The sequence below is a fragment of the Collinsella aerofaciens genome (assembly GCF_001405375.1).
Classification (GTDB): Bacteria; Actinomycetota; Coriobacteriia; order Coriobacteriales; family Coriobacteriaceae; genus Collinsella; species Collinsella aerofaciens_F.
Window position 1 is genome coordinate 108266 of record NZ_CYYP01000003.1, and the last position, 20016, is coordinate 128281.

Genomic DNA, 20016 nt, shown 5'->3' on the forward strand with positions numbered 1-20016 from the left:
GTCTCTGCGGCTACGCCCGCCCGTATGGCGGCCGATTTACGCCCTTGCTTGCTCGATCTGCCCGATGAGCCAATCGCACCAGGCATCCATGCCCTCGCCCTTGCGCGCGCTCACGGCAAACCGCGGCGCCTGCGGATTGAGGTCATCGAGTGTCTTAGTATACCTATCCATGTCAAAATCGAAAGCCGGAGCCACGTCGACCTTGTTGAGCAGCTGCGCGCCGGCGTGTTGGAAGATGCCCGGGTACTTGATGGGCTTATCGTCGCCCTCGGGCACCGAGAGGATCATGATGGACAGGTTCTCGCCCAGGTCAAAGTCGACCGGGCAGACTAGGTTGCCCACATTTTCGATAAAGATGACGTCGATGTTCTCCAGACCGACGGCCTGGTCGAACGCGTCAACGGCCTCCATGATCATGTTGCCCTCGAGGTGGCACAGGCCGCCCGTGTTGATCTGGATGGCGGGCATGCCGGCTTCCTTCATGGTGATGGCATCGACATCCGAGGCGATATCGCCCTCAATGACGGCACAGCGCAGGCCAGCCTTGTCGCGCAGGCGCTCGTTAGTCCCCAGGATCGTGGTGGTCTTGCCCGAACCGGGGCTCGACAGCACATTGATCACATAGGTGTTTGTCTCATTAAATCGCTGGCGCAGCTGATCTGCCAGGCGCTCGTTGCGCGACAGAATCGGCGATGCGATATCAATCGTTTTCTCGGCCATACTTAGCGCTCCTTACTTTGGCCCCTTTATACCCCATCACCAGATGGCTAGCGGGCTAATCGTCGGGGGTTTCGATTTCGATACTCGCGATATCGAGCTCGCGGCCGTGCAGTAGGCGCACGTTGGCACCACCACACTGGGGACAGCGACAGTGGAAGCGATCGTGGTCGAAAACCTCGCCACAGTCCAGACACTCGCTTTGTGGATGGACCTCCTCCACGGCAAGCTCGCAGCCTCGCGTGAACGGGTCCTCGTCGCGAAATGTCTCCCACGCAAAGTCGAGCGCCTCGCGCACGACCTCGGTCATATCCCCGATACGCAGCGTTACCAAAACGGCGCGCGAGGCCCCCGCCCCACGCGCCGCGCGAATCACTGTATCGAGTATGCCGTTGACAATGCCAACCTCATGCATACCGATTTACTCCTCGTCGTCCTCATCGTCCGAAAACAGGTCCAGACGGCTCACAAACAAGCCCTCCTTGCCCTCGCGCGCGGTAATAACCACGCGAGCGATGGCGAGCGAAATCTCGTAGAGCGAGAGCAGGGCGCCATACATGAGGCCCAGCGTAACGGGCGAGCCGTCGGGCGTAATCACAGCCGAGCCCACAAGCAGGCCAACGTATACGTAACGCCAGGCGCTGCGGAAGGCCGCGTAGGAAACGATGTGGAAGACGGACAGGTAGAAGATGATGAGCGGCAGCTCAAACGCCACGCCAAAGCCGATCATAAAGAGCAGCTCCATGTTGACGTAATTCTCCAGATCGGGCAGCGCCGTAGCGACGGCCGAGGTCTCGCCGATGAGCCACTCAAAGCCCGCAGGAATGATGATGAAGTAGCAGAAAATTGCGCCCAGGAAGAACAGCACCGTCGAGGCGAGCACCGTGGGCACGACCCATTTGCGCTCGTTGGGACGCAGTGCCGGCAGGAAAAATGCCAGAATCTGCCAGATAATCATGGGTGTACACATGACCACGGCCATCTTGATGGCCAGCGAGAAACGCAGGCCAAAGCCGCCGAGTGTGGTGGTGATGTAGAACTTACCGTCCGGCACAAAGGAGCGGATGGGGTCTTCCAAGATGTCGAGCACCACAGGCGTGGCGAAATACAGCACGATGGCGGCGGCAAACACCGACACAACCACGATGGTCAGGCGGCGACGGAGCTCTCCCAGGTGATCGAAGAGCGGCATACGCGCAGGTCCGATAGGCATTACTCATCGCCTCCCTTCGGGGCATCGGCGGCAGCGGCGTCGCCCTCGGCCTCGAGCTCGCGAGCGAGCTGGTCGACGACGGCCTTGCGCTTGCGGGGACGACGGGCGTAGAGGTCGGCCGTCGTGGGCTCTGCCGGCTCGGGCTCGGACTCCGGCTCTGCAGCAGGCCCGGGCTCGACGACAGGCTCGGCGGCAGCGGCAGGCTCGGCACCCTCGGCCTCGGACTCCTCAGCAGCACCCTCGCCCTCGGCGGCAGCCTCGCTCGCGGCCTTCTCGGCAGCAAGACGGGCGCGACGCTCGGCAAAGGTCTCCTTCTTGGCGGGAGCTGCCGTCTCGGCGGCATCCTCGTCCGCATCGGAATCGTCGTCGGTCGCAGCAGCCTTCTTGGGCTTGACCGGAGCCGAAGCGGCCTCACTCACCGGATCGATAATCTCGGACTGAACAACGGCCGTCATCTTTTCCTGCGTCTCGCGGAACTGACGGATGGCACGGCCGATCGTGCGGCCCATCTGCGGGAGCTTATCCGGGCCAAACAGCAAAAAGCCGAAGACCACGATGATCGCGAGCTCACCCTCTCCAATACCAAACACACATACCTCCAAGGCTCGATGTGAGTCGAGCCCGCACCGCGCCATTCGGCCGGAACTCGTCTATTCATTCGGTCAAGTATAGCGCCCGGACGCCAAAACGTCCGAGCGCATCACAAACATATGCCAAACGGCACGCCCTTTTGGGGGCAAAGATTATGCAGCGGTAATCGAAATCTCCTGGTCGACACCCAACAGCTGGACCACGCGCATCACCGGGGGCTGCACATTGGTGCAGCTAAAGCGCTTGCTGTGGTCGGCCGCGTGGTGCGCGGCGCCCACGAGCACACCAATGCCCGTCGAATCGATGTAGCTCACCTGGGCAAAATCGAGCTCAACGGCCTCAGTGGGCTGCTCGAGCGCCAGGTCGATGGCATTGCGCAGGCTATCGGCGTTAGAGATATCGATCTCGCCGGTTACCTTAATGGTGTAGAGCTCTGGCGTGGGGTTGGTGGAAATACCCAAATCCATGTATATGCTCCTTTACGTATCGAAGGTGCGGATAGTACGGGAAGCCGCGCGTTAGGCGCGCTCGGCACGCGCAAGCTCGGCAGCGACGAGCTTAACGGCCAGCACCAGCACATCGAGCGCGGCCTCCAGGTCCTCGACCGTGGGATAGCTCGGCGCGATGCGGATGTTGGTGTCGCGCGGATCCTTGCCATAAGGCCAGGTGGCACCAGCCGGCGTGAGCTTGACGCCCAGGTCGGCACAAAGCGCGGCGACCTTCTGGGCCGAGCCCTCGGGACCATCGAAGCTTACAAAGTAGCCGCCGCGGGGATGCGTCCAGGTGGCGCAACCCGTATCGCCCAGGCCCTCGGTGAGCTTGCGCTCAACGGCCTCAAAGCGCGGGCGCAAAAACTCGGCATGCTTTTTCATGTGCTCCTTGACCGCCTCGATGGTGGGAAGGAAGCGCACGTGGCGCAGTTGGTTGAGCTTATCAGCACTGATGAGGCCGGCCTTCAGGCGCTTGGAGAACTCGGCGATGACCGCGGGGCTCGCACCGATAAAGCCGATACCGGCGCCCGGGAAGGTGATCTTGGACGTCGAGGCAAAGGCCACCACGCGGTCCTCGGTGCCCGCCGCGCGGGCAAGATCGAAGATGTTGGCGAGCTCGTCGGTCTCGTCGTACAGGTCGTGCACGCAGTAGGCGTTGTCCCAGAAGATGCGGAAATCGGGCGCGGCCGTGGGCATCTCGACCAGGCGACGCACGGTGTCCTCGCTAAAGGTGATACCCGTGGGGTTGGAATACTTGGGCACGCACCAGATGCCCTTGATGGAATCGTCGGCGGCAACGAGGCGCTCGATTTCGTCCATATCGGGGCCGTTGTCGGTCATCGCGACGGGAACGTTCTCGATGCCCAAGTCGGCGGTGATGCCAAAGTGGCGATCGTAGCCGGGAACCGGGCACAGGAACTTGACCTTCTTGCCGTCGTGCGCTGCCTCGTAAGCCTCCCAGGGCTCGCTGCCGCACGAGCCACAGCGCCAGAACATGCCGGCGATGTCGTGCTCGATCAGCAGGCTCGACGAGCCCAGCACGAGTGTCTGCTCAGCGGGGCAGCCCAGGAACTCCCCTGCCAGCTTGCGTGCCGAGGGAATGCCCTCAAAGCAGCCGTAGTTGGAACAATCGACGTTGCCGTCGTGCAGATCGGCATCGGCATTGAGGATATCGAGCATGGGTCGAGAGATGTCCACCTGGGAGGGCGACGGCTTGCCGCGGGCCATATCGAGCGCCAGGCCCTTGGCCTTGACCTCGGCGACCTCGGCTTTGAGCACCTCGATGGCGGCATCGAGTTCGGTGGTTTCCATCTTCTGGTAGATCGTCTGCATGGGTGCGACCTTTCGCGAAGCGGTACGTTGCAGTTCGTCTAAGTATAGACCGCCACCGCCGCAACGTTATGAAGCCGTGATAGATTAAGTCCATCGCAATAAATTACGAATCGCCGCGCATGCCTGCGTGGGGCGCCCAAGGAGGCACTATGGAGTATGGATCGTTCCAGGCCGAGGAATTCGGCGACCTGCAGCGCCTGGTCGACGGACTGTTTTACGACCGCCACGCCATAGACCGTCTGGATCTGATCGTACAGGCCGAAATCTTGGACCTGGCGCCTGATCTCATGGAAATCGTCAACCTGCTACCGCCCGGCTATTACGACCGCCAGTCACTTTGCGACCAGCTCAACTCCGCCTTGGCCGCCCACGGCTGGGGCGCCATCTACGGCACCGTGGAATAAACCTAGTCATTGGGGCCTGTGGTCAAAAAATAGCAAATATGAGTACTGTTACTTTTTTAGTAACAGCGATTTTGAATTAAAAGGGCCAGTCTTGGCCTTTTGTGTCCGGTTTTGGAAGGATGCATCGGCATTTTTCGTCCAGCCACGCAATCGTTAATGCACAGACAGAATAGATTTGTACATTATTTTTCGCGCCTAAAATGAAACGCCGTTTGTGACAGTACTCACAAACGGCGTTTTTTGGCCACTGGGGTGTCCGGCAGGTGGCAAGTACCACTCAAAACCGCGTTTTACACGCGCTCGAGCAGGCTCTGGCGTCTGTTTCTACGCGCCTACTCGTTCTTGGGCGCGGGGTGCTTGCAGATCACACTCATGTAGATCATGCCAAGTACGGCCGCGGTGACAGAGCCGGCGAGAATAGCGGCCTTGGCAGCCAGAACCTCAAACTGGGCCGTCGGGAAGGCGAGGCCGCTGATGAGAATCGACATGGTAAAGCCGATACCGCCCAGAATGCCCACGCCGGCAATCATATGCCAGTTGACATTGTGCGGCAGCTCGCAGGCCTTGAGCTTGACCAGGGAGAACGTCATGCCAAAGATGCCGATCGGCTTGCCCAGCAGCATGCCAAAGTACACGCCGAGCGTCACCGGGTCGGTGAGTAGCGTGCTCATATCCACGCCCACCAGGCGAACCTGTGCGTTGACGAACGCGAAGATCGGCAGGATCACAAAGTTGACCGGCGTGGAGATCAGGCGCTCCATGCGGATGAGCGGCGGGGTCACGCGGTGCATGACACGCTCGACTTTGGTAGTCGAGACGGTAAAGTCATGCTGGCCCAGGATGTGCGCCTCGTCGTCGTAGCGGTCATCGAGCAGCGGCAAGCACTCGCCCAGCCAATCGGTGAGGCTATCAAGCTTAACACCGCACTTGGCCGGGATGGTGAAGGCCAGGATGACGCCAGCAAGCGTAGCGTGCACGCCGCTCTTGAACATGCAGAACCACAACAGCAGGCCCAGTACCGAATACGGGGCAAGGCGGTAATGCTGCGTCTTGTTGAGCCACACGAGCGCGCAGGTCACAAGCGCGGCGGCGCCCAACCAAAACGGATTGGGACTCTGACCGTAGAAGATGGCGATGGCGGCGATGGAAATGAGGTCGTCGGCGATGGCGAGCGTCGAGAAGAACACGCGCACGCCGTTGGGCACGCGATTGCCCAAAAGCGACAGCACGCCCAGCGCAAAGGCAATATCGGTTGCCATGGGAATGGCCCAGCCGTTGTGCGCGCCGGCATGGTTAAAGATCAGATAGATGCAGGCGGGAACGACGACGCCGCCCACGGCCGCCAGCATGGGAAGCATAGCCTGGCGCGGGTTTTTGAGCTCGCCGACCGTCATCTCGTACTTAAGCTCAATGCCCACCAACAAAAAGAAAATCGCCATGAGGAAGTCGTTGACGAATAGCTCAACGGTGAGACCGGCCGTAAGGTTGCCCAGACCCACATACAGCGGGGTCTCCAAAAAGTGATGGATGGCCTCGTAGGCATCGGTATTGGCGCAAATGACGGCGGCGATGGCGGCGAAGACCATGACGGCGGCGGAAATCGTGCCGTTCTCGGCGATGCGCTCCCAAATGTCGTGACGTTCAAAGCGCTTGCGCTCACGAACGTTGAACAGCTGCTCGGGTGCTGCCATGGGCGGCTCCTTTCACGGGAAGGCTCCCGTCTTAAAAAAGCACGGCCCGCCCAAGTGGCGGCGCCGCGCTCTAACGTATTACGCTTGCATCTAGCCTACCCTGCACGACAAGCACGCAGGCGTGGCCGAAAAGCGGAACCACAGGTTGAACATTATTTGCTCAACGGCACGGGCACGCCTGTCCAAGAGACAACGCGATGCCGTGCACAAAAAACGACCGGAGCGCGGGGCTTCCGCGATCCGGTCGTCGGTGTTAGGTCAAAAGAACCTAGCAGGCGGCCATGATGGGGGCAGCGACCTGCTTCTTACGGGAGAGGACGCCCGGCATCCAGACGCCGTCGTGCTCGTCGGCAATGCCCAGGCCCTTCTGAGCAGCCTCGGTCTCGCCCTCGAGCAGGACCTGCGAGCCCTCCTCCATAATGTCGGTGATGCACAGGACGATGCCGTCGGCACCCTTCTCGGCGGCGTAGGCGCGCATGGCCTCGCGAATCTCGTCGATCATGCCGAGCGCGCGGCTCTTGTCGACAGTCTCGTACTGGCCGATGAGCAGCTTCTTGCCGGCGGGCTCGAACATCTTGATGTCGTTGCCGACCATCTCGGCTGCGGTGAAGGAGCCGGACGGACGGGTGAGGAAGACCTCCATGCCAAACTTGACCGGGTCGACGCCCACCTGCTCGCCGAGCTTGGCGGCGACGGCGCGGTCGACATCGGTGGTGGTGGGGCTCTTGAGCATGAGCGTATCGGTCATCATGGCCGAGAGCAGCAGCTTGGCCTGGACGTCGGAAAGCTCAACGCCGAGCACGCCGGCGAGCTTGGTGACGATGGTGCAGCTGGAGCCCCAGGGCAGGCAGATGTAGTGCAGCGGGCCGGCGGTCTCGAAGTCGCCGATGCGGTGATGGTCGACGACACCAAAGACCGTGGCGTCCTTAAGGCCGGCGACGGACTGGGCAGACTCGTTGTGGTCGGTGAGGACGACGAGCTGACCGGCCTCGACGGACTCGATCACGCGAGGCTCGGCGATGCCGGCGTCGGCGAGCAGCTTGGCGGACTCTGCCGGAAGCTGACCAAGGGCGCAGGCCTCGTAGGTGTTGCCGGCATACTCAACCTGGTTGAGCAGCTGGGACAGGACGACGGCGCTCATGATGGCGTCGTTATCGGGGTTCTGGTGACCAAAGACAAGAACGTTTGCCATGGGTTTCCTCCACTTGATATGTGTACTTAGACGTAGCTATGGTAGCACGCCGATGCCGAGCCTTCGCAGGCGGAAGGGCCACGGCATATTTTGGGGCAGGTATGGGGCCAAGGCTGTCCCTTTTGCACCATGTTGGTGCAAAGTAACCTGACCCCCTTGCACCAGCTATTTACCGGCGGCGCGCAGAGCTACGTAGGCGGCGCCGATGATGCCGGCGTCGTTGCCGAGCGAAGCGACCTTAATGGGCGTCTCACGCGAGGCGGAAAGCGCGTAGCGCTGGAAGTACTCGCGAACGGCGTCGAGGTAGACATCGGCCGAAGCGGACGCGCCGCCGCCGATCAGGAACATCTCGGGGTCGACCACGTTGGCGATAAGCGCCAGAGCGCGGCCGAGATAGTCGGCCATGGTATCGGCAGCTGCCAGCGCCAGTTTGTCACCCTCGCGGCAGGCCTGGAACACGTCCTTGGAATCTGAGGGGCCGGTGAGCTCGATGGGCTCGACGCCCGCCTTCTTGCACTCGGCAAGGTAGTTGCTCACCACGCCGGTGGCACTGGAATACTGCTCCAGGTGGCCATGGCCACCGCAGCCGCAGGTACGCTCCTCGGCCGGGTTCAGGCACATGTGGCCAATCTCGCCGCCGGCGCCCACAACGCCCGATACCACATCGCCGTTAACGATAACGCCGCCGCCCACGCCGGTACCGATGGTGACCATCACCACGTTCTGCACGCCCTTGGCAGAACCGAGCCAGGCCTCGCCCATGGCAGCGGCGTTGGCATCGTTCTCGTACTTAACGACCGCGTCGGGGCAGTGCTTTTGAATGGCGATCCTCAGCTCGGGCAGGTTAATGGCAATGTTGGCCTTGACCTTGGCATCGCCCGATGCCGGGATGGGGCACGGAACGGCCAGGCCAATGCCCGCCACAAAGGCACGCGGAATCCGTGCCTTGGCGACCACCTGGTCGATAGCCTCGGTCACCGCAGCAAAGCCCGCAGCGTCAACGATGGGAGGCGTGGGCACGCTGGCCTTGGCCAGCAGGTTTCCGTCCTCGTCGAACAGGCCCTCCTTAACCGAAGTGCCGCCGACGTCAATGCCGATGTAGTACTGCTTAGGTTCCATGGGAGCCCACCTTTCTCGTTTAAACATTGCCTGTATGGTACCGCTCCCAAGGCAAAAACCTACCAAAAAGGGACAGGTTTGTTTTGGCAGGTTTTATCTGGGGAAACGCAAATGGCTGCTCAACAGGCCGCGCAAGACCATCCCCAAAAATAAAGGCGCCGGGAGGCGGAGACTCCCGGCGCCCGTCAAAGGGACTATGTTGTCTGTTGGACCGCACGGTCCTTCGCGGCGATAACGCCGACTAGGCCTTAAGTGTCTGCAGCTGCTTGTGGATTTCGATGAGCTCCGTCGCCATGACGCGCATGGTCTCGGTACCGGCCATCTGGTCTTCGGCATGCAGCAGAATCAACGGAGCCTCGCCGTTACGCTCGCCGTTGGCCTCCTTCTTCAGAAGCCCCATGTGAACATCGTGGCCACCGTTATAGGCCTCGTCGCCCTGCTTGATAAGCTCCTCGGCGGCGTCAAAATCGCCCTCCTTGGCCTTTTGCACGGCATTGATGTACATGCTCTTGGCGGTACCGACGTAGCTGATGATCTCAAAGCAGGTCATCTGCAGTTCGTTCATATCCTCCATGCGGAGCACCTATCCCATCACGCTGACGCAGTGGTCGATAATGCCGGCAGCGTTCATGCGGCCGTAGTCGACCATGTTGATGACCTCGACCGGGAAGCGACCAGCGGCCTCCTTCTCAAAGTCACCCTTGGTGTAGCCGATCTGCGGGCCAAGCAGCAACATGTCGCACTCGTCCAGGTGATCGTGGGCCTCGTTCATGGGACGAGCCTCGATCTCAATATCCAGACCACGGTTCGCAACCTCGGCCTGCATCTTCTGGACCAGCAGGCTCGTGGACATACCGGCATTGCAGCAGAGCATGATCTTCTTCATGATTTCCTCCTTATAACTGCGCGGCGCGCAGACGACACTGGTTGTATTCCTTGCGGCTATTGTGCCCACCCCTCTGCATCTTTACACAAGGGAGAGAGCCGCGGGCACCGGCACCGCGTACCGGCGCCCGCAAAGGTGAAAGGGACGAACGTTAGGCGTTCTACTCGGCGAGAGCCTCCTGCTTGGCGATTGCCTTCTCGGAAATCTTCATAAAGGGCAGGTAGACGGCCATGCCAATGACAATCTCGAGAGCCTGCCACACGCCGGCGCGCCAGTCAAAGCCCGTAGCGAGCAGGGCATTGATGACGGGAGGCATGGTCCAGGGCACCTGGGCGATGCAGGGGCTGATGATGCCTGCGCAGGTAAGGCCATAGGTGATGCCGATGAACAGGTCGGGAAGAAGAACAAACGGGATCATGAGCGGCAGGTTGTACACGATGGGGTAACCGTAGATAACCGGCTCGTTGATGTTGAACAGACCAGGCAGGATAGCCATCTTGGAAACGGTCTCGGAAGCCTTGTTCTTGGAGAACAGGAGCGTGTCGAGCAGAAGCATGAGGGTGCAGCCCGAGCCGCCGATGAGAGCGAAGCTGTTAACGATCTGCATGTTCATGTAGTGATCGGGCTGGATGGTGCCACCGGCGGCAAAGGTAGCCATGTTGTCGACGATAAGCATGGTCAGGATCGGCTCGACGGTAGCGCCAGAGATGGTGGACTGGTGAATACCGACGCAGAACAGCAGGTTGGCAAGGGTGTAGATGAGGATAACAGCCCACGGACCGGCGTTCATGATGTTCTTGAGCGGGTTGGAGATGCACGTGGAGATGATGGCGCACAGATCGGTGCCGGCGCACACGGCGAGCAGGGCTGCGGCAAGAGCGAAGATTGCGAGGTTGAGCAGCATCGGGATCATGACGTTGAAGGAGTTGGAGACCGCGGGAGGCACGCCCTCGCCCAGCTTAACCTTGAGCTTCTCGACGCCAGAAATCTTGATGAAGAGCGAGACGGAGAGCAGAGCGATGATAATGGCCGAGAACAGACCGTTGGTGCCGGTGTTGGCAGTCGAAAGGGCGCCCGTGACCTCGGCGGAGGTGATCTTGTCGGTGAGCAGCGGGCTCGTGGCGGCAAGCGAGGCGGTGATCTGCTGCGGCATCATGATGACGAAGGCAGAGATGGCGACGACCACGCAAGCGAGCGGGTTATCGAAACGCTTGTTCTTGGCGAGGCTGTAGCCAATCAATCCGGCCAAGATAATGGCAGAGACATTGAGGGTGCCCAGCGTAATTGCCGAGCCCCACGTCTGAAGGTTGGCAAGGCCCGCCGCATCGAGCGGGAACAGAGGGAACACGACGTTGTTAATAAGAACCGCGATACCCGCAAGGATATAGAGCGGCGTGATGGTCGCGAAGGCGTCACGCAGGGAACGCAGGTGAACCTGGTTTCCCACCTTCGCAGAGACCTCGGCAAACTTGTCGAGGAAGCTCTTTCCGTTGTCACTGGCCATGATTGCTCCTAACTTTCAAATCCGGCCTTTTCCTATGCGCACGGTGGTCTGTCGCCCTCTGCCACCAGATGTGCCATGTGTTGCGCGCGGCGGCGCGCGGTCTGGGCGTTCGCCCGGTCGCTAATCAACCACGTGGGTCGTGGCGACCTGTTTGAGCCAGGCTGCCGACTTCTTAAGGCGGCGCTTGTAGCCGTCCATGAGATCGACCTCGACAAAGCCATAGCGATTCTTAAAGGCATTGGCCCAAGACCAGTTATCGATGACGGCCCAGTAGTGATAGCCCCGGCATTTGGCGCCCTCGGAGATTGCCTTGGCAACCCACTCCAGGTGTTGGCGCACAAAGTCGACTCGGTAGTCATCCTGGATGGTTCCTTCGGCGTCACGGTTCTTGTATTCGTCCATGATGCCGATGCCGTTCTCGGAAACGAACCACTCAAGATCGGGGTAGTTCTTAGCGCAGTCCATGCCAAAGTCGTAGAGGCCCTGCGGGTAGATCTCCCAGCCGCGGCTCTCGTTCATAACGGCGTCGGGCCACACGTACTCGTCGGCAAAGTGCGGCAGACCGTACTGGTCGATCTTGCTCGCCGGCGCCTGAACGCGCGTGGGGTGGTAGTAGTTGCAGCCGAGCCAGTCGACAACACCCTGCTTGAGAATCTCTTGGTCGCCGGCACGGAACGGGAGCTTAACGCCGCCCTCGGCCAGGCTGTCGAGCACGTCGGCAGGAAGCTCGCCCTTGGTAATAAGGTCGAGCCACCAGCGATTGTTGATGCCGCTGGTCATACGCACGGCCTCGAGGTCTGCCTCGCTGGGGTTCTCCTTGGTGTAGACCGGAGTAAAGCAGTTGATCATGCCGATCTTGGCATCGGCGCGAACAGCGCCCTCGTCATAGGCGCGACGATAGTTGGCCACGGCCAGCGCGTGCGCCAGCGAGATGTGATATTGCACGGTGCGAGCGCGGTTGAAGTCGTGGAGTTGCGGGAACCACACGCCCTCCTGATAGCGCTGCTCGGGCTCGACGACGGGCTCGTTAAAGGTGAACCAGTACTTAATCTCCTGGCCAAACTCGTGGAAGGCGACGTCGGCGTAATGCGCGTAAGCCTCGACAACCTCACGGCTCTCCCAGCCGCCACGGTTAAAGAGGTAGGTGGGCATGTCAAAGTGGTACAGGTTGACGAACGGTTCCAGACCAGCCTCGCGAGAGGCGCGGAACAGTTCGTGATACCACGCAGCGCCCTCCTCATTAAGGTTGCCGTCGGCATCAAGCAGACGGCTCCACTGAATGGAAGTGCGATAGGTATCCAGGCCCAAGTCCTTCAAAATGCGAAAGTCTTCCTGGTACTTGGCCATAAAGTCATTGCCGGCATAAGAGCCAACGCAGTTGTAGAACGAACCCAGATCCTGGATGGACCAGGTGTCCCACAGGTTCTCGAGCTTGCCGCCTTGGTTCCACTGACCCTCAGTCTGCGGGCCGGACATAGCAGCGCCAAAGAAGAAGTCGTTGGGCAGCTGATACTGTGCCATCAAAGTCCTCGCTTTCGTGTTCTAGAGCTTCCGGTTGGAGACGGGTTTGCTTTGGCAGGTTATCCGGCGCGGGCGCGCACCGGTCATACCGATATCCAACCTGCCAAAACAAAACCGTCCCCAAACGGTCAATCCTGGTCTGCTGCAGGATTCCGTTCGTTGCTTAAACTATAGCGCTCTAATTCTAAAAGTAAAGCGTCTTTTTCTTTTTTCTTTCTCGAACTTCTTAGATAAAAGTAATATGGGTACCCTGTTGAGGGTTATACTTACTTTTGTTTTCATATATGTCGGAAAGGAGGTTCCATGATTCCCAAATACGAGGCGATAGCTGCAGATATTCGTCGGAGTATTGAGGATGGCGCTCTTAAACCGGGCGACAAGCTTCCCACCGTCGTTGAGTTCTGCGAGCTCTATAGCGTTTCCAAAATCACCGTCAAACGAGCTATTGAACAAATCACCGAGGAAGGCCTTATTACCAGCCGGCGCGGATCGGGTACCTACGTTAAGGACACGGCGGGACTTCCCGGCCAGGCGTTTTTCCAGGGCAAAAACGACCGTGCCCAGGGTTTTTCGTATGAGCACCGCGGGGAGAAGGTGACCTCGGTGGTCTACGATTTCTCGATCGTTAATCCACCGGCGGACATCGCAGCCCAGCTGGGAATTGCCGAGGATGACTTTGCCTATCACGTCGTGCGCGTGCGTCAGGCCGATGAGAAGCCCATCGTTATCGAGTACACCTACATGCCCCTCGAGCTGATTCCGGGGCTGAAAAAGAAGGACCTGTACGGATCGCTCTACCGCTTCATCCGAGAGCAATGTGGCCTGAAGATTTCGAGCTTTCACCGTACCATTCGAGCCGTGGCAGCAACCGAGGAAGAAGCCGAGCGTCTGGACACCAAACCTGGCTCTCCCCTGCTCGAGCTCACCCAGATTGGCTTTTTGGACAGCGGCGCCGCCTTTGAGTATTCGACCTCGCGCAACGTTGGCGACCGCTTTGAGTTGCACAATGTAACGTTAGCGTAGGTTTTTGTAGTCATGCGGGCGCTCGTTTTGCGCTGCTTTGCGCAGCGCCCGCGCAATACAATGGAGGTATGAATATGTCCGATTTGATTAAACTGGCGCCGTTCTTCCGCAAGAAAATCTGGGGTGGCCGCCAGCTCGAAACCGTATTTGGTTACGACATTCCCGAAGGTCCCATCGGTGAGTTCTGGGCTATCTCGGCCCATCCCAACGGCGATTGCCAGATTGCTGAGGGACCGTACGCCGGCCACACGCTGTCGTGGCTGTGGGCCGAGCACCGTGAACTTTTTGGCAATTGCGAGGGCAAGGAGTTCCCGCTGCTCATTAAGATTCTGGACGCCAAGGACGACCTTTCGATCCAGATTCATCCCAACGACGAGTACGCCGCCGAGCACGAGAACGGCAGCCTGGGTAAAACCGAGTGTTGGTACGTGCTGGATTGCGAGCCCGGCGCCACGATCATCGTCGGCCAGCGTGCTAAAGACCGCACCGAGGCCGCACAGATGATCAAGGACGGCCGCTGGGACGACATGCTCAACGTAGTACCGATCCACAAGGGCGACTTTTTCCAGATTGATTCCGGTACCGTTCACGCCATCAAGGCCGGCACGCTCATTTTGGAAACGCAGCAGTCGTGCGACGTGACGTATCGCCTGTATGATTACGACCGCCCCGGCACCGACGGCAAACTGCGTCCCCTGCACATTGAGCAAAGCCTCGACTGCATAAACTTTGATGCTCAGGCTCCGACCGACGGCACGGTGACCGCGCCCGAGGTGGACGGCGTGACCGAGCTCGAGTCCAACCCCTGCTACACCGTCGATCGCGTGCGCGTCAACGGCAGCAAGACCCTCGACCAGCGCTGGCCCTTCATGTGCCTGTCGGTCATCGACGGCGAAGGCACCGTCTGCGGCGACCCCGTCCACAAGGGAAGCCACCTGCTGGCCCCGAGCACCGTCAGCTCCATCGACCTCGAAGGCAAGATGGAACTGATCATCAGCCACCTCTAGTTCGCACCAACAACCCAAACGCAACAAGGGGCTCCCCCGTTCACCAACGGGGGAGCCCCTTGTCCATATATATCAGCCCACCCGGCTCTCCAGACCAAAAAGCGAACGAGCAAAGCAACGCTCGTCTAGCAACGTTACCCAAGGACCTGGGCGGGCGTATAGGGCAACATCGATCGCGAGTTCCGCACGCAAAGGAGGCCACTTAATGTGGCCTCCGTCTTGCGCAGGACTGCCCGAGCAGGCGATGTTGCCCTATACGCCCGCCCAGGTCCGCCGGGATCACTGCAGCTTGACGATTGGCGCAAAACCTTTCATCAGCTTTTTGGTCTGGCCGGTCTTTTCGAATTGAACCTCGATCATGTCTCCAGCGACCGAGATCACGGTACCCGTGCCAAAGGTCTTGTGGCTCACGGTATCGCCCGCGGCAAAGTCTTGCGATGCGCTGGCACGATCGACCTTGCGCTCCACCGTCGGGGATACCTTGGATGACGGCTTTTTGGCTCGCGGCGCGCCCGAGCCAAAGGTCGAGGCAACACGACCAGCGTCGGGCGAGACCCCACGATGGCGCTCGGTCCCATAGCTGCTGCCGCCAAAGAAGTCATCAAAGCTCGATCCGCCGCGCGAACCGGAACCGCCGGTCGAGCGCGTATGCGAGCCAAACACCTTGCCGCCATACATATCCGAGCCCATGCCCGAGCCAAAGGTGCCGTGACGGTCGCCGCGCTTCTCCCAGCCCGTGCCCTCAAAACCGGCAGAGCCGATACCGCTAAACTCGATATCCTCAAACGGAATCTCGTTGAGGAAGCGCGAGCGCGGGTTGGCAGAGGTCGAACCGTAGGTGCGACGTGTGGCCGCATAGGTCAAGAACAGTCGCTTACGGGCACGCGTGATGGCAACGTAGGCCAGGCGACGCTCCTCCTCGAGCTTGCCCGGGTCATCGCTGCCGCCAAAGTCGTGCACGTGCGGGAAGATGCCCTCCTCCATGCCGGCCACGAACACCGCGGGGAACTCCAGGCCCTTGCCGGAGTGGATGGTCATCATGGTAATGGCATGCGTCTCGCCTGCCAAAGAATCCAAGTCGGAGCGCAGGGCAAGCCACTCCATGAGAGCGGGCAGCGCCTTACAGGTGAGCGGACCGTAGGTGCGCTCGATCTCGTCGGCATGCACGGCGCCCGCCGGTAGCTCCGTCGGCGCGGCATAGGCGTTACCCGCGATGGCAGCAGCCAGGGCATCCTGCGGCGAGAGCGCCGGGGCGGCTAGGCTATCGAGCGGATTGGAACCTGCGGCATCGCGCGCGCCGACGAGTGCCTCAAACGAGGATGCCGGTGCGGACGGTCCCGGCTCGGGCGCGGGCGCACTCACCACGACAGACTCGGGCTCGGCAGGCACGTCAGCAACACCGGCTGCGCGCAGCTCTTCCAAGCTCTCAAGCGTACCCTCGATATCCTCGTGCGTCTCTTCAAATTCGGCAGCAACGCCCAAGAATTCCTGAATGTTCTCGGCGCGGCTCTCGGACTCCATGGTTCCCTCGGCGCGGAAGGCCTGCAGAAGGCCCGTTTTATCGACGATCATCTCGACAACGTCCTTGAGCTCGCCGTCCATGCGGCGACCTTCGCGCACCAGCGACACAAAGCTCGACAGGCCGTTGCGGACCTTGGCGCTAAACATGCCGGTCTCGGCGCACGCGATCTCGCAGGCCTGGAAGAACGAGCAACGGTTGTCGCGCGCCAGCTGCTCAATCTTTTGGATCGAGGTGGAGCCGATACCGCGGCGCGGCGTATTGATGACGCGCTTGACGCTCATCTCGTCTGCCGGGTTCACGATCATCTTGAGATATGCCATAACGTCGCGGATCTCGGCACGGTCGAAGAATCGCGTGCCGCCCACGATCTTGTAGGGCACGCCCGCGCGCAGGAACATATCTTCGAGAATGCGCGACTGAGCGTTGGTGCGGTAGAACACGGCGATGTCGTCGTAACTCGTGCCCTTGGCGTGCAGCTTCTCGATCTCGCCAGCAATCCAGCGGCCCTCGTCGCGCTCATCGCTCGCCTGGAAGGCCTGGATCTTCTCGCCATCGCCCTCGGCCGTAAACAGGCGCTTGTCCTTGCGCTGCGAGTTGTGACGCACCACGGCGTTGGCGGCGCTCAGGATATGGCCCGTAGAGCGATAGTTCTGCTCCAGCTTGACGGTCTTGCAGTCTTTAAAGTCCTTCTCAAAGTCCAGGATATTGGTGATGTCGGCGCCACGCCAGCTATAAATGGACTGGTCGTCGTCGCCCACGACCATGAGGTTTTGGTACTTGGCGGCCAGCAGGTTGGCGATCTCGTACTGGACGTGGTTGGTGTCCTGATACTCGTCGACGCTAATGTAGCGGAAGCGCTCTTGGTACTTGTCGAGCACCTCGGGGCGGGTGCGCAGCAGCTCGAGCGTGCGCACGAGCAGGTCGTCGAAGTCCATCGCGTTGGCGGCGCGCAAGCGGCGCTCCAGCTCCAGGTAGACCTGTGCGGCCTTTTTGTCATTGGGACTGTCGGCGGATTTGAGCATGTCCTCGGGGCCGATCATGGCGTTTTTGGCCGAGCTGATCTTGCTGCGGATCATGTTGATGGGGAACTGCTTTTGCTCAATGCCGAGCGCCTGCATAATGTCACGCACCATGCGCTTTGAGTCGTCATCATCGTAGATGGTGAACTGACCGGTGTAGCCCAGCAGGTCGGCGTCCTCGCGCAGCATGCGCACGCACATGGCGTGGAAGGTGCACACCCACATGCCGCGGGTACCGGTGGGAATGAGTGCCGCCAGACGCTCGCGCATCTCGGCCGCGGCCTTGTTGGTAAACGTGATGGCCAAGACCTGCCAAGGCCTAACACCCAGGTCGCCGAGCATATGCGCGATGCGGAAGGTCAGGACGCGGGTCTTGCCCGAGCCAGCACCGGCGAGCACCAGCAGCGGTCCCTCGGTGGTCAGGACCGCCTCGCGCTGGGCGGGGTTCAGGCTATCGATATCGACGAGCGGCTTGGCGGGTTTGGGCGCCGGAGCCGGGGCATCGTAGATGTCGAGCGGAACGAGCTCGGGTTCCGGCGCGGCGGGGGCGGTGTACGCATCGAGCGGCACGGGTTCCGGCGCGGGCGGCACGGGCGCGGCAGTGTTCTTTTCCCAGGGCAGGGGCTGGGTCATGGGCGACTCCTCATCTGACGGACGGCGCGCCTGCGGGCAGCGCCATAGTTTGAGCCGTACCAGTATACCGAGCCGCGCGGACACCGACGCAAATCACACCACGACTCCGTGCGCCACCGTCAGGCCCACCCCAGCAGATTTGGTGCAATGGGGTCAGGTTAGTCTGCACCAATCTATTGACAATCACGAAACCGCCGATGTCATGGCAGCAGCAGCGAGCGGCGGCCAGAGCGAACAAATTGACATGAAAAGAGGGCGGCATAGACCTTTTGGTCATGCCGCCCTCTTTGAATGACAAGTTGTCGCTCTGGCCGCCACGCAGCGTCAACCAAGTTACAGGCCGAGCATCGGCTCCAGGACAAAGAAGTACGCGAGCACTACGATGCCCAGGATGATGCGGTAAACACCGAAGCACTTAAAGTCGTGACGACGGACGAAGCCCATGAGCCACTTGATGGCGATGAGCGAAACCACAAAGGCCACAACGCAGCCCACGCCCAAGATAGCGACCTCGTTGGAGCCGAACGTGCCGCCCTTGATGAAGTACTTGACCAGCTTGAGCGCACTCGCGCCAAACATGACAGGGATGGCCAGGAAGAACGTAAACTTGGACGCCACCGAACGTGTGCAGCCCAAAAGCAGGCCACCGATGATGGTAGAACCGGAACGAGACGTACCAGGCACCAGCGAAAGCACCTGGAAGCAGCCGATACCCAGCGCAGTCTTCCAGCTCAGGTCCTCGAGCGTGGCGATGGAGCCAAAGTCCAGGTCCTCGTCATCGTCCTCATCCTCAGCGGTAGCCGCGGCGGGCGCCGCAAAGTGCGCACCGGCGGGACGTCCGCCCGCCACCACAGCACGCGAACCAAACGAACCGGCAACGGCCATTTCCTCGCGCTTGCTCGCGCGCCAGTTCTCAATCACGATAAACAGTACGCCGTACACAATGAGCGCCAGCGCCACGACGGGAGCATTGTAGAAATGCTCCTCCATCCAGTCGTTGAGCGGCAGACCGATCGCCGCGGCGGGAATGCAGCCGAGCACAATCTTGCCCCACAGCACCCAGGTGTCGCGACGGCCCTCCTTGCCCTTGCTGGGAGAAAACGGGTTAAGGTCGTAGAAGAACAGGACGCAGACGGCCAAAATGGCGCCAAGCTGAATCACAACCAGGAACATATTCCAGAACGTCTCGCTCACGTTCATCTTGACGAACTCGTCCACCAAGATCATGTGACCGGTCGACGAAACAGGCAGCCATTCGGTGATGCCTTCGACCAGGCCCATGAAGGCAGATTTTAGAAGCTCGATGATATCCAAAGGGACCCCCTCGTTAGACACCCGCCGATATTGTTCTGCGGACGGTGCGGGCGATGTCCCATTATCAACCGTTGGCGGCACGCCTGTGCCTACCCTTACCAAAAAACTCGCCCGTTCACAGAATTGCGAGCGGTCAAATCCGAATCCTTGGGTATAACTGCAACAAGATAAAGTGTCCGGCGGCCAACGCGCCCGCGCCCGCCCGACGCACGAGCCCCGCGCCCGTGCGATAGACCAAGGAGGAAACCATGAACGAGGGCTATACCAAGGTATTTGTTTCACTCGACGGTACTGAGCAGCAGGATTTTGTGCTCGCACGCGCCATCAAGGTCGCCGCGAACAACGGCGCTAAGCTGATCATCGGCCACGTTATCGACTCCACCGCGCTCGAGAGCGCCGGTTCCTATCCGGTCGACCTGGTCAACGGCTTGGAGGAGGCCTTTAACAACTCCATCGCCAAGCAGCTCGAGGAGGCCAAAGCCAATCCCGACATTCCCGAGGTCGAGGTCATGATTCGCACCGGCCGCATTCGTGAGACGCTCAAGGATGAGATGCTCGACGTGGTCAAGCCCGATCTGGTGCTCTGCGGCGCCCGCGGCCTGTCCTCAATTAAGTACGCGCTACTCGGCTCGATTTCGACGTTCCTGCTGCGCAATACGGACTGCGACATTCTGGTCGTGAAGTAGCGTTGCTCCCACCGGCCGCGGGGCCTGCGGGGTTATCACGCCGACGTCCTCGCCGCTTCGCGGCTGCGGGATGTCGGCTTAGATAACCCCTCCCGGCCTTGCGCCTTCGTCACCATACTTCAGCGAGTTGGCTAAATAGAAAGATGGCGTG

At 60.4% G+C, this 20016-nt stretch carries 19 protein-coding genes; 4 read left to right on the forward strand and 15 right to left on the reverse strand.

What is annotated here, in order from left to right; all coding sequences use genetic code 11:
* Window positions 1–36 precede the first annotated feature (36 nt).
* The 6 genes from hypB to ARB25_RS02555 all read right to left on the reverse strand — a co-directional run bounded on the left by hypB (window position 37) and on the right by ARB25_RS02555 (window position 4344).
* Window positions 37–720 carry a hydrogenase nickel incorporation protein HypB gene (gene hypB, locus ARB25_RS02530; protein WP_006235936.1) on the reverse strand — a complete coding sequence of 228 codons (684 nt, stop codon included), beginning with the start codon at window positions 718–720 and terminating at the stop codon, window positions 37–39.
* Between the two features lie 55 nt (window positions 721–775).
* Entirely contained in the window at window positions 776–1132 is a 357-nt protein-coding gene (hypA, locus tag ARB25_RS02535) for a hydrogenase maturation nickel metallochaperone HypA (RefSeq protein WP_055285523.1), read from the reverse strand.
* A gap of 6 nt (window positions 1133–1138) precedes the next feature.
* Entirely contained in the window at window positions 1139–1930 is a 792-nt protein-coding gene (tatC, locus tag ARB25_RS02540) for a twin-arginine translocase subunit TatC (RefSeq protein WP_055285525.1), read from the reverse strand.
* Complete coding sequence (locus ARB25_RS02545; RefSeq protein WP_172676307.1) at window positions 1930–2520, reverse strand: twin-arginine translocase TatA/TatE family subunit; 591 nt, start codon at window positions 2518–2520, stop codon at window positions 1930–1932. Before ARB25_RS02545 ends, tatC begins: the two co-directional genes overlap by 1 nt.
* A gap of 153 nt (window positions 2521–2673) precedes the next feature.
* The gene (locus ARB25_RS02550) at window positions 2674–2988 is read right to left on the reverse strand and encodes an STAS domain-containing protein (protein ID WP_055285529.1); all 315 of its coding nucleotides are present in this window, start codon (window positions 2986–2988) and stop codon (window positions 2674–2676) included.
* A gap of 51 nt (window positions 2989–3039) precedes the next feature.
* Window positions 3040–4344 (reverse strand): aspartate aminotransferase type Ic, encoded by a 1305-nt coding sequence (locus ARB25_RS02555; RefSeq protein WP_055285531.1) that lies wholly within the window; start codon window positions 4342–4344, stop codon window positions 3040–3042.
* A gap of 149 nt (window positions 4345–4493) precedes the next feature.
* Here ARB25_RS02555 and ARB25_RS02560 point away from each other — a divergent pair, with 149 nt between their 5' ends.
* Window positions 4494–4748 carry a hypothetical protein gene (locus ARB25_RS02560; RefSeq protein ID WP_055285533.1) on the forward strand — a complete coding sequence of 85 codons (255 nt, stop codon included), beginning with the start codon at window positions 4494–4496 and terminating at the stop codon, window positions 4746–4748.
* A gap of 332 nt (window positions 4749–5080) precedes the next feature.
* Here the strand turns inward: ARB25_RS02560 and nhaA are convergent, their stop codons facing one another.
* The 7 genes from nhaA to ARB25_RS02595 all read right to left on the reverse strand — a co-directional run bounded on the left by nhaA (window position 5081) and on the right by ARB25_RS02595 (window position 12661).
* A complete protein-coding gene (gene nhaA, locus ARB25_RS02565; RefSeq protein WP_055285534.1) occupies window positions 5081–6439 on the reverse strand; it encodes a Na+/H+ antiporter NhaA in 1359 nt (452 codons plus the stop codon).
* Between the two features lie 268 nt (window positions 6440–6707).
* Window positions 6708–7631: a manganese-dependent inorganic pyrophosphatase gene (locus ARB25_RS02570; protein ID WP_006235927.1), complete on the reverse strand. Its 924-nt coding sequence runs from the start codon at window positions 7629–7631 to the stop codon at window positions 6708–6710.
* Between the two features lie 165 nt (window positions 7632–7796).
* Entirely contained in the window at window positions 7797–8750 is a 954-nt protein-coding gene (locus ARB25_RS02575) for an ROK family protein (protein ID WP_055285536.1), read from the reverse strand.
* Window positions 8751–8991: 241 nt separating this feature from the next.
* Window positions 8992–9324, reverse strand: a complete 333-nt coding sequence (locus ARB25_RS02580; protein WP_216595101.1) for a PTS sugar transporter subunit IIA — start codon at window positions 9322–9324, stop codon at window positions 8992–8994.
* A 9-nt stretch (window positions 9325–9333) separates the two neighbouring features.
* The gene (locus tag ARB25_RS02585) at window positions 9334–9636 is read right to left on the reverse strand and encodes a PTS sugar transporter subunit IIB (RefSeq protein WP_055285538.1); all 303 of its coding nucleotides are present in this window, start codon (window positions 9634–9636) and stop codon (window positions 9334–9336) included.
* Window positions 9637–9796: 160 nt separating this feature from the next.
* Entirely contained in the window at window positions 9797–11140 is a 1344-nt protein-coding gene (locus ARB25_RS02590; protein WP_055285540.1) for a PTS sugar transporter subunit IIC, read from the reverse strand.
* A 120-nt stretch (window positions 11141–11260) separates the two neighbouring features.
* Window positions 11261–12661: a glycoside hydrolase family 1 protein gene (locus tag ARB25_RS02595; protein ID WP_055285542.1), complete on the reverse strand. Its 1401-nt coding sequence runs from the start codon at window positions 12659–12661 to the stop codon at window positions 11261–11263.
* Window positions 12662–12964: 303 nt separating this feature from the next.
* On the opposite strand from ARB25_RS02595, the gene ARB25_RS02600 reads away from it, so the two are divergent.
* Together ARB25_RS02600 and ARB25_RS02605 are read left to right on the forward strand one after the other, a co-directional pair.
* Window positions 12965–13684, forward strand: a complete 720-nt coding sequence (locus tag ARB25_RS02600) for a GntR family transcriptional regulator (RefSeq protein ID WP_055285544.1) — start codon at window positions 12965–12967, stop codon at window positions 13682–13684.
* 68 nt (window positions 13685–13752) lie between these two features.
* Window positions 13753–14691, forward strand: coding sequence for a type I phosphomannose isomerase catalytic subunit (locus ARB25_RS02605; RefSeq protein WP_082421829.1), 939 nt, complete (start codon window positions 13753–13755; stop codon window positions 14689–14691).
* Between the two features lie 279 nt (window positions 14692–14970).
* On the opposite strand, the gene ARB25_RS02610 is transcribed toward ARB25_RS02605, so the two are convergent.
* Together ARB25_RS02610 and ARB25_RS02615 are read right to left on the reverse strand one after the other, a co-directional pair.
* Window positions 14971–17865 carry an ATP-dependent helicase gene (locus ARB25_RS02610; protein WP_055285547.1) on the reverse strand — a complete coding sequence of 965 codons (2895 nt, stop codon included), beginning with the start codon at window positions 17863–17865 and terminating at the stop codon, window positions 14971–14973.
* Window positions 17866–18198: 333 nt separating this feature from the next.
* Window positions 18199–19179, reverse strand: coding sequence for an undecaprenyl-diphosphate phosphatase (locus tag ARB25_RS02615; protein ID WP_070100721.1), 981 nt, complete (start codon window positions 19177–19179; stop codon window positions 18199–18201).
* A gap of 248 nt (window positions 19180–19427) precedes the next feature.
* Between ARB25_RS02615 and ARB25_RS02620 the strand changes: the two genes are divergently transcribed.
* Window positions 19428–19865, forward strand: a complete 438-nt coding sequence (locus ARB25_RS02620) for a universal stress protein (RefSeq protein ID WP_055285548.1) — start codon at window positions 19428–19430, stop codon at window positions 19863–19865.
* The last annotated feature ends 151 nt before the right edge of the window (window positions 19866–20016 follow it).